Consider the following 12,649-nt stretch of genomic DNA (forward strand, 5'->3'; position numbering starts at 1 on the left):
AAGCGATCCACAAACCCCAACCTTGTAGCCTGAGTCCGATTTTCGCATGCTTGCCGTTTCAATTTGAACGGGAGCAAATATGGCTGGCGATACCGAATTCTGGACCTCACATGTCGAGGCGTGTCGGCGCGAAGGCGCAGCGGCGAGCTTGTATGCGCGGCAGCACGGGTTGACGCTGGCGTCGCTGTATTACTGGCGTCGCAAACTGACGCCCGTTACCGTGGTCACCGAAGCAAGCGGCAGTGCGACCGGCAAGTTCGTCGCGCTGCGCGTAGTAAGTGAGCAGGCGGGCGCGGTAACCGGCTCCTGTACGTTGGTGCTCGGGTCAGGCCTGCGCCTGGAAATGGCCGCGCTGCCGTCACCGGCATGGCTGCTGGCCCTCGAACAAGCCCACGCCGGAGTTCGCTGATGCATCCGGGCTGCCGCATCGAGCAGGTGTTTTTATGCCGCGATCCAGTCGACTTCCGCAAGTCCATCGGTGGCCTGTCGGTGCTGGTCGAGCAGGAGCTGGGCCTCAATCCGTTCGGCAGCGCGCTGTACGTGTTCGTCAACCGTGACCGCAACAAGATCAAGGTGCTGTACTGGCACCGCAACGGATTCTGTTTGTGGCTCAAGCGCCTTGAGGCAGAGAAATTCGCCTTGCCGCGCAACGCCGACAGCGCCACGCAAGCGGTTACGCTGCAACAGTTCGAGTGGTTGCTGGAAGGCTTCGATGTATGGCAGAAACCGCCACATAAAACCTTGCATTTCGGTTCTGTTTCATAGGGGAATTTGGTAAACTGTCGCATGCCTTCCGCCACCGCCAAACCGTCGAACCTACCACCGCGTTACAGCCTGCCCGAGCTGTCCCTGCCGGCCGTGCTGCCGACCGATGCGGCCGCGCTAACGACGTTGCTGCACTCGGTCATTGCCGCGCACAACGACGTCAAGGCTCAGGCGTTGAACCACATGCAGCACATGATGGAACAGTTCGTCCTGGCGCGCCACCGCATGTTCGGCGCCAGTTCGGAGCAGTCCTCGGCCCAGGGCCGCCTGTTCGACGAAGCCGAGACGCTGGCCACCGGCAGCGACGCGGCGCAGGATGCGGCACCGCTGCCGGCCGACACCAAAGACGGCGACAAGGCCAATACCAAGCAGGCGCGCGGCAAGCGCGGCCCATTGCCAGCTGAGTTGGCACGTGTCGACGTCGTACATGACGTGCCCGCCGCCGAACGAACCTGCCCGTGTGGCACGCCGATGGTGGAAATTGGCGAGGACGTCAGCGAGCAACTCGACCTGGTGCCGATGCAGGTACGCGTGCTGCGCCATATCCGCAAGCGCTACGGCTGCCCCGGCAGCGTGCATGCGCCGGTGACGGCCGCCTTGCCACCGCAACCCCTGCCCAAGAGTAACGCCAGCGCCGATCTGCTGGTCATGCTGCTGGTGGTCAAGTTCATTGACGGCTTGCCGCTGGCGCGCTGGGTGATCGGCGCGGCCGACGTGCTGCAGCCGCTGCACAACCTGATGCGCGACGCCTTGCTCGAAGGCGCGTTCCTGCACATCGACGAAACTGTGGTGCAAGTGCTCAAAGAAGCTGGCAAGGCGCCGACCTCGAACAGCTATATGTGGGTGCAGACGGGCGGATCGCCGGGGCGGCCGGTGGTGGTGTTTGACTACGATGCCAGCCGCAGCGGGCAGGTGCCGGTACGCCTGTTGCACGACTACCGGGGCTATGTGATGACCGACGGCTATAGCGGCTATAACGAGCTGGTGCGTACCGGCGGCATCGAACAGTTAATTTGCTGGGCGCACGTGCGTCGTCGATTCGTCGAGGCCGTCAAGGTACAGCCGAAAGGCAAGCGCGGGCTGGCCGACGAGGGCGTCGCGCTGATCGGCAGGCTGTACGGCATCGAGCGCGACTACAAGGACGCCGACGCCGCCGCGCGCCTGCTGGCACGGCAACAGCACAGCGTGCCGGCGCTGGCGGCGCTGCGCGCCTGGCTCGACAAGACGCTGCCGGGCGTGACGCCCAAGAGCGCGCTGGGAACGGCGCTGTCGTACCTGCGCGACCACTGGCCGCGCCTGACGCGCTACACGGAGCGCGGCGATCTGCCGATCGACAACAACCGCGCCGAGAACGCCATCCGTCCGTTCGTCGTCGGCCGCAAGGCATGGTTGTTCAGCGACACGGTGGCCGGCGCCAACGCCAGCGCCGTCATCTACTCGGTGCTGGAGACAGCCAAGGCAAACGGCATCGAGCCTTACGCTTGGCTGCGACGCGTGCTGCGCGACCTGCCGGCTGCGAAAACCGTCGAAGACGTTGAAGCGATGCTGCCCTGGAATCTGAGCGCGGCAAGCGGCATCCAGAATAGCGCACCGACCGGTGTCCTGCAATGAGCCGCATCTCTTTGGCGGCACTTACCGATGCCATCAAAACAGTTCGTGCCATGGGCATGGAGCAAAAAGAGGCGCTGGCCAACGAATTGTTCCTCACTCAGCCAAACCTGTTCGGCTCAGCGCTCGCACTCCAGCGCATGGGCGTCTCGCTGGCAAAGATCGAGGTAGTGCTTGACCTGCTGTTCGTCTGCTTCCAGTCGATGAAGCAGTCGGGCTTGCCCTGGCCACTGATCACCGAAGCCGACCTGGACAAGCAAATGGGACGCTATGTCGCCACCGTGCGCTTCGGCGAAGACCTGAAACCGGTACAACGCCAGCGCGCCATGATGCAGTACCTCGAAGCCCATCCGGAAAAACTCCTGCTTGCCCATGTCACCGACGAGCTCAACAAATGGTTGACCACCGTCGCTCCCGAAACGACGGACAACTATGTCATGCTCGCCGCCATGAACTTCGTCAACTGCATCGCATTCACGCCTATCTCGAAGCTAGCGAAGCGAACCTAAACAATGTGATCTGGCTCGTCAGGCATCAACCTCAATGCCATCATCATGCCGTCCGTCAGATCCGTGGGCAAGGTTGAGGTTTATGGATCGCTTACCGCATATTTGCAATACGGACAGGCGCCTGGCTGGGCTACAGGGATGCGAAGCGCATCCTCGAACGTATGGAAGAGCTGCTGGAATATCCGCGCATTACCCGCATGCCAAACATGCTTTTGGTAGCGCCGTCATTCAACGGAAAGACATCCATACTCAAGCGCTTCATGTCAATGCACGAGCCCGATCTTGATCCTACAGGGGAAGTAACAATTTGCCCCGTTGTAATGGTGGAGGCGCCACCGAAGCCCGACATATCGGATTTCTACACCCGCATACTAGATGCCTTGATGACGCCCTACAAACCAACCGCATCGGTCCAGGAAAAATATTCTCAAATAAAGCGGCTGTTTCGGCAAATGGAGGTTCGCATGCTGATCGTCGACGAAATTCACCACCTCATTGCAGGTAGCTTGAATCGGCAACAAGAGTTCGGGAACGCGCTTAAAAGTCTAGGCAATGAGACCATGATCAGCATTGTCGCTGCCGGTATCGAGGACGCCTACAATGTCTTCAATACCGACCCTCAAATGTCGAGCCGATTCACACCGGAAGAATTACCCACCTGGCTAGCTAACAACGAATTTGGCTCCTTACTGGCTACACTGGAGCTACGCGCACCACTCAGACAGGCATCAAATTTGAAGGATCCACAAATGATGCTAGCGATTCACACACGTAGTGAGGGAATGCTCGGCGACATGTGCGACCTGGTTAAAGAACTCGCAGTTGACGCCATACGGTCAAAGTCCGAACAGATTACTCTGGACAGCATCGCCGCGCTACGTTGGGTGCCGCCGTCAAAGCGAAAGCAGCATAAACGCCTCTGATCAACATGAGACGCCTCTCCTCCACAATTTGGCCGATACACTACAAGCCGCTACCGGATGAATTATTGTCGTGCTGGCTTGTGCGTCTGGCACACGGGCACGGTATGAAGGCTCAAACTTTTTGTAATGTTATCTTCGGAAGTCAGCGGCAAATATGGAACAGAGATATCGACAGGCTGGCACCAAAATGGCTTATGGACGAGCTAACCAACCGCACCGGAACTCCGCCTGAAATCGTTTTTAAAACAACTCTTCGTGCATATGAAGGAACACTGTATCGTAGGTTTAGATCAGCAGGCCCATTACATTGCATTCTTGTTCTTCAAATGTACCATCGAAAGCGAAACGGATATGGTTTGCAATTCTGCCCGCAATGCTTAGGTAGCGACTCAATTCCATATTTCCGAAAACAATGGCGTATCGCACTAAACACAGTGTGCACAACTCACCGGAAAATGTTACTCGATAGATGCTCGAGTGCGGGAAGGCGATCGCCGTTCATCGATTAGATATGTCTAATCCCGATGCTGAAGAAATAGAATTATTCCGATGTCATGCCTGCAAATTTGATCTACGTTACGCATCCAGCTCTGACCCTCTGGTACTGGATGAACAATCATATGAAAAAATTCTAGCGACAAACGACCATCTCGGCGGCACGAACATTTCGATGCTAAAAGACGGATGGAATCTCGGTCATTATTCCGTACTGCACCAACTTTGTAAGATTATGAGTACCAAGAATTCCCATGCATCACTGAAAACGCACGTTTTGGGCAATCTCAATCTAGAAGAAATACCATTACTCGGTAATTATACTTCTTTTGAAGTTCGCCCCATCGAACAACGCCATTACTTGGCGCAACTTGCGGCCTGGCTACTGCTTGATCTTCCTGCACGACTAAAAAACGCATGGCATGCCGGCGCTGTCCGTTACAACATTTTATTGAAGGACTTTGAATACCCGCCTGAGTTTTATACAAAAATCACAGGCGGATTATCTGATTGGCGTGATCGAGCTCGTTAATTCAAAAAAATTTCTAAAATAAATAATCTAAAAAAATAATAAAAAATTTCTTAAAATTCAACTCCTAGCAATTATTCTATGGCACTAGGCTCAACCGAAGTTCTGTTAGTTGAATAATCGTAATCCAATGCTGGCCGCCCCATAAATACCGAGAATTTGTGCACTAATTCACCCGCGATCGGTGGCGTTAATCTCGATATCCGTTGAATAGAGAAGTTAGCAGAAATTGCTTTTTTATCCTCGCCCGGTTTAATAGAAATAGCCATCATCGCGGAAGATTTTTTGACAATGTTGCATATTGTGCCTTCAGAAAGAATAGATTCAATTTCTTTTGCACGTTTAATTTGGGATTCAAGTAAATTTCTCCCCAATTTAGCGTAAGCACCTTTTTCCCATATCGCTTTCCCATCCGAACGGTAGGAGCATAGATCCAGTACCTCCAAGGGAACTGTGTAAATGTCACTAAACCAAACGGCGCCGTTTGAGTCATTGGTCAAGGGGCAAGGAAGTTTAAAGACATCATCAGATGACTTTGATTTTATTAAAGGCAGCAATATCGCTTGATGAGCTAATTTTCTTTTTCCGGTATCGCCACGTAGCATTAAATCACATGCATTTGACACCAAAACAAAATCTCTATTTTCAACTATAGTTTCTTCATCTATTTTTCGCGTCAAACTACACGTAAATATATCGCCAGAGGTAATAGGTTGCAATAAACTATTTAATGATATCGCCGGCTCAAATGCCTCCGAGTGGCGAAGCGCGATCAACCCTTCTCCAGACGCTAAATCTTTTAAGGAGTCAAATGGAATCGACAAGCCGCGCATTTCACCTAGCAATTTTCGAACACTGTCATGATTTACAATCTGCTCTGTTAACGCGCGACGTTGTTCTACAGCCAACATTCTCACCAGTGCATCCAACTCAGAAACGCCTTCCGATCTAGGACTGCCTGCTACCGCATACATGAACTCTTCGAGTGACATTCTGCGTAACTTTTTATATGCTTCCTCAACTGCAGATTTAAGATGTTCCTTCGTTTCAACCGCAAACTGCTTGCTTAAATTTGAAAGTTTAATACGAACAAAATAATCGACTAATAAATGCTCAAATTCCAACTTTGCGGCTTCTAAATCAGCAACATCAATTTTATTCAGCCTTGACTTGGACATTGCAAACAAAGGAACGTCCAGGCTTACCTGGGCCAGCCCATTCATACGTTCGTTGCCATCAGTACTGTTATTTTCATTCAATTCATTTAGAAACTTAGTTGCATGCTTGTGCTCCCCATCCTTTTCGCACAAACTGGTCACCATCAAAATATGAAAAGTATCAATCTTCTCTTTTGCCGCACCTATGATGTCTGCAACCACAGATTTTCCATCAGGCGCGCCAACTTCCACGACATTTTGCTGATCAAGCAAAAATAAAGCGGTGTTTGTTGAATCATGCTTTAATAAAATATTACTTTTGTCGCGCGCCCAGTCGGAAAAAGAAATAGGTTTCAACTCAACGGTTTCTGGCAACTGCGAAAATATGGTGGCCATAATTTCTTTTTGCCTAGAGGAAAGTGCGCCGGGAAGCGCTGCTAAAGCGTTCTGTACTTTCGCGATAGCATTATCAGCCTGCAATTCTATTGCTTTCTTAATCGCTGACTCACAACTTAAGACGGTATCGAAATCTGAATCTTTATCGGCCTTCAGATTTTTTTCATGTTTATCCCAGTCCTTCGCAAGTACTTGCAGCGGAGGTCGCGCTACCTCATCAAATGCGCTAATAAGGGCAGAAACTTTTTTTGAATCAAGTATTGCAATGCGATCGACTAACAGCGTTATGAGTCCGGGTAAGCCAACGTCTGTATCTTTAGCGTGTTCATCGTCGACCCAATAGACAGTAGTAAATTTAAGCGATTTTACAGTATCAGAAAAATTATTTTCCACATCTACCTCATTTTTTATTTCGACACAACCGCACCAGATAAATCAAGGGCGAATATATAACGGAGGCCGGATTCATTTCTATCGTTCAATAAACTTATTGAGCAATTTTCAGCCTCTAGGAAAGTTTTAACTATATGCAAACCTAGTCCTTGACCTTCTCCAGCGGGTTTGGATGTTTCAAAAACATCAAACAAACTCTCTTCAATGGTGCTAGCTATGCCGTTTCCGCTATCCCACCATGAAAAACCAGTGGGAGAAAATCTTACATTAACAATTTTGTCTTTTTGCTCGCTCTTGGGTAGCCAATACAAACTATTTTGGAGCAGGTTTTCTATAACTTGATAAAACCTAGTCATATTAAACCTAATTACGCACAGGTTTTGCACACCCTCGATGTTGAACCGAATGCCAGAAATCTCCGCGATGGACTTTCTATTTTCAAATATTTTCTCAACGACATCTTTAGCGGAGAAGATTTCTCTGATAGTACGGCTTCCCGGAAGCAAAGGATCAATTGCTGAAACCACTTTTCTAAGCTCACTAGCTGCGCTAGATAAGTCGCTCGACGCACGACGAGTCTCTATATCCTCGGTACCGCGAATCTTCTTAACAAGTATCCTGGCCGCGCCCTCAATTCGATCTAAATACGTGTGCAATTCATGAACAAGCATTCTAGCGCTAAGTCCCACTGACGCTGCCTCTAGTAAGCGAAGCTGCTTATTCACGGTTTCATCATGGATAGATTTGAGAACATTCGACGCATTACTAATTTCGGTTGCATTGCCTCCAATATTGCTAAGTCTATTTTCGAAAGTAGATAATGATTTCTCTATGACAGAAAGCGCGTTCGAAATAGCAACCGTATTGTTTTCAGATTGATCAGAATTTTCAATAATAGAACGCGCGTCAGTTAAACTTAAAGAAGTTTTTTTAATATCTTCGCGTGCCGCACTGATAGCGGCATTCATACTATCATTCGAATTCTTTAACTTTTTAGAAATACTCTTTACCGAGGTATCACTTTCTTTTAAAACAAGGCTACGTTCGTATTCCGTAAATGCAGTTCTGACTGTATCCAAAATCATATTGGCATAATCTCTACACTTTAGCGAGAGAGCCATAAAGCCGCGCAAATGAATATTATCGACAAATCCTTCTCGATCTGATTTTTCAATCAAATTAGAATTGAATTCATTACTCAGAGAGAAATATCCTAAAGTGTTGCGCGGTCGAAGATAGAAGAATCCACCACTTGTCGTGCCTTCTGCCAATCCAATCCAATCATCTGGCATGCGTATTCTAAATCCGTCTCTAAAAACAGCGACGCCGCTCATATTCTGAATCTGTTCTTTTCCAGCTTGAATTGTCTTTAACTTAGCAATTTCGTCTTCATTAAAAAGAAAGTAATAAAAATTACCGTTAAATTTTCCAGGATTAGTAGCAAGCGGAAAATTTTTAAACGTCGGGAACGTCGATAAATCTTCTTGCATTCCGCAAGTGAACAATACTTCAGTTGCTTTAGCAGAGCTACCAGTAATAGTGAGCTTTTTCGAGTATTTTTTATGTTGCTTAACCCAGGTCAAGAATTTTTCGACCTCGGCCTCATCCGAGAAAACTCTTTCAAATGCCTTTTTAGCAGCGTCGCCCTTTGTACCTCTAAATAACCCTCTAGATATCTTTGCCCCACATTTTAGGTGAGCTCCATCCCAGTTATATTCAAAGCTTGCGGGAGAAAATTTTAGCGCGTCTTGCCCTACCTGCTGCAAATCAAAGGGCTTTCCTTTTTTCGATATTTTTATTTCAAAATCTGGAATAGGCGAAAAAGGATTTACCAGCGCCGAGAGCCGCCCTATAAGGCGCGTAACACTTTCTTGAGATTTCCAGCGGTCAGGGTCATGAAGGCCAATAATCTCGACTGTCGAACCACGCTCATCTACTTCTCTCTCTATTTTTGTTTCTCTGACACGAACTTGATCTACAGTTTGCACATTCGAGAAATCGTCCCAGCAAAAGCTTGTCGAGGTTTCAACCGCAGCACCTGGAAGAGCAGTAGTAAAGGTCAGCACTCGGCCGAGTTTCATAGTTGCAAGTCGGCCAAGCCCCTTATCGCCAACCGGTACACGCTTACCGTCATCTGAACGCTTAGCATGGCCAATCTCTGGACGCTTACGAGAAAAACTTACCGTGAGCCAACTTTGATGGACATCTTCAGGAGCAGCACCATCACCCCGATCTACGATATAAATACGGCCGCTTAGCTGCTTCTTATCAAGAACAACTAACTCGGGTTCTTGATCTTCCACCGATGCGCTCTCTTCGTCGGCGCCATCTTCCATTTTTTCGCGCTTCTGCTTGCTTATTGGCGGGGTGAGAAATTCAAGACGAATATCATCCTCCGGAGGTATCCAGTCGGGATCCAAATGAATTACGCAATCAGGAGAATTCGCGTCGTATGCATTTTTAACTAACTCAAGCAACGCCTGTTCTTCGTCAGAGACCAGTTCTCTTCCGAGCTGAATTACAACGTGCGCTGCAACTTTTAGCTCAAGTTTTGCGCTTGTTTCGACATTTTCTGCTGAGATCTCAGTCATATGATTTTATTTATATTTGATTTCTATGCGCCAGCTATAATAACTATTTCGGTGTCCATAGTATTTGACGATTTATTTCTATTTGGCATTCTTTTACTAGGAATAGGCCTGACAAATTGAGCGACACGTCTAATATTATGATGCTCCAATAACTCGAATACGATCTTATCCAGCGGGACCCTTTGACCAGCTAGAGAGCGATTGCCGAGTGTCCAAACCATATATCCGGACGGCGCCATGAGTTTAGAAAATGCCTCCACGCCCTTATGAAGATCAAAACAAAAGCTACTCAATCTTTTTGAATGCGACGACTTTTCGTCACCTAGCCCAAGGAAAAATTCTTTAAAAGATTCTGATTTTTCAAAAAGCGACTCCGCTTTGATCTTCGAATTTTTTAACGACCCTCCAATACTTGCAGAATCTATGGAATGCGTATTTTTATTTATATTGAGTGGGATAGATTGACAAATATCTGCAGCTGGTATCCAGTTAAGCGCCAAATATGAAAATTGCCCGTACGGTATTGTTGTGGTGTTATCGCCATAGGGCGGTGATGTAAATAGCAGGTCGAATTTTTCTGGGACTTGATCCGAATTTAACGTAGTAACGTCTTGGAAATTTATGTCCAGGCTTCCAGAGTATTTACCCTGTGCATCAATGACGCCACTTTCCGAAAATAAGCGATTTTGCACTATCACTCTCGAAACGTTATCAGAAACAGTATTTTTAAATATTTCGATGGTGCTAGCCAGGTTAGAACTTTCTTCATCATTGGGCTTTATATGAAGCTTGTATGTAGATGTTCTTGAATTGCTGCACTGGCGAATGGTTTCAGCTAAACAAAGCCAATAGAACTGCCTCGTCCATAGATCCTCAACTTGTTTAATGGAACGGCAAATTCGAGACAGGCCAATTGACGTACTTTTAGAGAACCATTTTGCCATGCCGTCAAAGGACGCTTCGTAAGATCTGCCCGTATCAGCAGCTATTTGCGCCAATAGTGCGTCTGACCGCTGCTTCAAATCAAGAGTGGAAAATGGACCTGCTTTAACCTTGCAAGCCAGAATGGCCAAAGGATTAATGTCATAGCCGGCAAAGTCCAGCCCTTGTTCCATCACTTCGGTAAGCATTGTGCCGGCCCCCATGAACGGGTCCAAAACGCGGCGAACACCCGCGTGTTCTGCTCGGACAATTTCCAAAAGCTTTGATTGCATGGTTGGAATCATCATCGCTGGATAACGAATAAGGCCATGAAATCCTTGCCGCCTAGCGTCCTTTCGAAAGGACCAATAGTCACTTCGCCCCTCGGTGAGTTGCGTTATACGTTCTACCAAACGTTGGTCAGGTGACGTTTCCGCCCAGTTTGTTATCATTATCTGCAGTCACAATAAAATGGCAATATAGCTATGTCAGTATACGTATGAAATGAAAAAAGCGCCAGGCCTGCTTGCTCTGGATGTATATTATTTCTACTTAAAAATCAACCGTCTCGAGCTAAGTTGCCTCACTACTATCTGTGATCTCAAGTTCATCCATCCAAATTAATGACGAGGTCGGGATCAAACTGTGGATTTTCGGGATCTCCGTTGCGGTCCATATAGCCGCAGGGATTGCATACAACCCGACAACCATGGAGTTCGTAGTCTGACGATTCATGCATATGGCCGTGTACCCATAAGTTAGCTTTCGCCACCATATCATCAAGTCGTGATGCGTATGCAGCTGAAGTCTGTGCATCGCCAAATTTGTCGGCTACTGAGAGCATGGATGGCGCCATGTGGGTGATCACCACAGTCGCACCGTCGAACGGTTCGTCTAGCTTCTTTCTCAGCCACGACTTTTGGATCGAATGGAACTGAGCTGTATCCGCTGCCCGCAATTTTCGGTAGCCCTTTTTTGCAAGCCGAATCCGTTTGTAGTCAGTCATCACCGCCTCCGCCTCACGAATCGATGCTTGGCGCTCGTCATCTCCAAAAAGTCGAAAATCAGTCCACATGGTCGCGCCGAGGAAGCGAACGCGGCCAATGAATTGCTCGCCGCAGTTCAAGAAATGCACATTCCCGGCGGCTTCACACGCTTCTTGAATTTTCTCTTGCACGTCATCAAGATGGTGCCCGTAACCTTCATGATTCCCGTGTACATACATTACTGGCAAGCCCGGGAAGGTGCGCACAGCCCAGTCAACGGCTTTGTCACCGGTGTTAATATCACCTGCTAAGATAACCACGTCAGGGTGGCTCACACCAGGGTCAATTTGTGGCGCGTGCTCACGCCACAGTTCGTGATGCAGGTCGGATAGGACGAGGATGCGCATAATGAAACGTCGGCCATAACGTCTGGATTTGGGTACGTCTATCGTACCCGGAGTAGTGAAAGAGTCCAAACTACGAAGTGCATCTCAGTTGACGATTCTTGCATGGTTTCGCCTCGCTACGTGTCTTAGCAGCATTTAATGCATCCTTACGGTTTCGCATTTGCTCATTTTTCAGCCATCCCTTCAGGCAAATGTCACTCGCAAAATTTCCTTCAGGCAAGTAAAATCAAGTGCTTGTTAATCACTGAGAGGATGGAGATGCGAAGGAGAATCTATGGCGTTACCGAACAGTATTGGGCTGGCAAGGATCCGGAATTCAAGTTTTACTGGGGACTTACGCGGCAAGCGCTCGCTTGGTGCCTAGGCATATTCGTCATCACAAAAACTGGCAATATCTGGGCAGATGCGCTGGTCACACTACTAGCGGGCGGCATACCGCTGCTTATCACCGCTGGACAGCGCGATTTAAGCAAATACTCACGTCCGCTGCGGCGTCGTATCACCAAGTACAGCGTCGGGATTACATTGACTGCAGTAACGGCCCTGGGAATGGGTGTATACGTAGCACTAATGTACGGGCTATTTTCCGGTGTCGTGGCCACCCTGCCGCCCCTCGCCCTCAGCGCAGCCGCACCGTCATTTCAAGCCCTTGCAAATATTCCAACGTCACCTGAAGTGGCCTTTTTTCAAAAGGCGCACATCATAATGATTTGCGCGGTAGTTATCGGATCGCTTGCGGCAGCAAGTTTTAATGCCTTCCGAGGAATGCGGCTCGAAGAACTCATCCACTGGCTACCAAAGCGCGGACTCATCAAATACCTTGTCCGCAAAGAGCTCATTGCTACAGACATTACGACCTTCGTCGGCTTCGAGCTCAGCATTATCATGGCAAGCGTCATGTTTAGCTCGGGTGTCGTCATGCTCTTCCAGATTGCGGCTATGAGCCCTGCCGCTAGCTAACGACCTCCG

Annotated in this window: 12 protein-coding genes; 8 read left to right on the top strand and 4 right to left on the bottom strand. The window is 48.9% G+C overall.

Going from position 1 to position 12,649, the window contains the following annotated elements; translation table 11 throughout:
* Positions 1 to 79 precede the first annotated feature (79 nt).
* The 7 genes from tnpA (at position 80) to J2X54_RS00985 (ending at position 4,832) form a co-directional block, all read left to right on the top strand.
* On the top strand, positions 80 to 409 hold the full coding sequence (gene tnpA / locus J2X54_RS00960; protein WP_310176750.1) for an IS66 family insertion sequence element accessory protein TnpA: 330 nt from the start codon (positions 80 to 82) through the stop codon (positions 407 to 409).
* Positions 409 to 765 carry an IS66 family insertion sequence element accessory protein TnpB gene (gene tnpB / locus J2X54_RS00965; RefSeq protein ID WP_310176752.1) on the top strand — a complete coding sequence of 119 codons (357 nt, stop codon included), beginning with the start codon at positions 409 to 411 and terminating at the stop codon, positions 763 to 765. The genes tnpA and tnpB overlap by 1 nt, the downstream gene beginning before the upstream one ends.
* Before the next feature lie 21 nt (positions 766 to 786).
* A complete protein-coding gene (gene tnpC, locus J2X54_RS00970) occupies positions 787 to 2,376 on the top strand; it encodes an IS66 family transposase (protein ID WP_310176755.1) in 1,590 nt (529 codons plus the stop codon).
* Entirely contained in the window at positions 2,373 to 2,882 is a 510-nt protein-coding gene (locus J2X54_RS00975; protein ID WP_310176757.1) for a hypothetical protein, read from the top strand. Before tnpC ends, J2X54_RS00975 begins: the two co-directional genes overlap by 4 nt.
* A gap of 107 nt (positions 2,883 to 2,989) precedes the next feature.
* On the top strand, positions 2,990 to 3,805 hold the full coding sequence (locus J2X54_RS00980; protein ID WP_310178374.1) for a TniB family NTP-binding protein: 816 nt from the start codon (positions 2,990 to 2,992) through the stop codon (positions 3,803 to 3,805).
* A gap of 5 nt (positions 3,806 to 3,810) precedes the next feature.
* Positions 3,811 to 4,314 (top strand): TniQ family protein, encoded by a 504-nt coding sequence (locus tag J2X54_RS25710; RefSeq protein WP_404990870.1) that lies wholly within the window; start codon positions 3,811 to 3,813, stop codon positions 4,312 to 4,314.
* Between the two features lie 2 nt (positions 4,315 to 4,316).
* The gene (locus J2X54_RS00985; protein ID WP_310176759.1) at positions 4,317 to 4,832 is read left to right on the top strand and encodes a hypothetical protein; all 516 of its coding nucleotides are present in this window, start codon (positions 4,317 to 4,319) and stop codon (positions 4,830 to 4,832) included.
* Positions 4,833 to 4,903: 71 nt separating this feature from the next.
* On the opposite strand, the gene J2X54_RS00990 is transcribed toward J2X54_RS00985, so the two are convergent.
* The 4 genes from J2X54_RS00990 to J2X54_RS01005 all read right to left on the bottom strand — a co-directional run bounded on the left by J2X54_RS00990 (position 4,904) and on the right by J2X54_RS01005 (position 11,680).
* On the bottom strand, positions 4,904 to 6,775 hold the full coding sequence (locus tag J2X54_RS00990) for a hypothetical protein (protein WP_310176762.1): 1,872 nt from the start codon (positions 6,773 to 6,775) through the stop codon (positions 4,904 to 4,906).
* A gap of 14 nt (positions 6,776 to 6,789) precedes the next feature.
* On the bottom strand, positions 6,790 to 9,366 hold the full coding sequence (locus J2X54_RS00995; RefSeq protein WP_310176764.1) for a sensor histidine kinase: 2,577 nt from the start codon (positions 9,364 to 9,366) through the stop codon (positions 6,790 to 6,792).
* 23 nt (positions 9,367 to 9,389) lie between these two features.
* Entirely contained in the window at positions 9,390 to 10,580 is a 1,191-nt protein-coding gene (locus J2X54_RS01000) for a hypothetical protein (protein WP_310176765.1), read from the bottom strand.
* Positions 10,581 to 10,894: 314 nt separating this feature from the next.
* On the bottom strand, positions 10,895 to 11,680 hold the full coding sequence (locus J2X54_RS01005; protein ID WP_310176767.1) for a metallophosphoesterase: 786 nt from the start codon (positions 11,678 to 11,680) through the stop codon (positions 10,895 to 10,897).
* A gap of 138 nt (positions 11,681 to 11,818) precedes the next feature.
* On the opposite strand from J2X54_RS01005, the gene J2X54_RS01010 reads away from it, so the two are divergent.
* A complete protein-coding gene (locus J2X54_RS01010; protein WP_310176769.1) occupies positions 11,819 to 12,640 on the top strand; it encodes a hypothetical protein in 822 nt (273 codons plus the stop codon).
* Positions 12,641 to 12,649: the final 9 nt, after the last annotated feature.

The sequence above is a fragment of the Duganella sp. 3397 genome (assembly GCF_031456625.1).
Classification (GTDB): Bacteria; Pseudomonadota; Gammaproteobacteria; order Burkholderiales; family Burkholderiaceae_D; genus Rugamonas; species Rugamonas phyllosphaerae.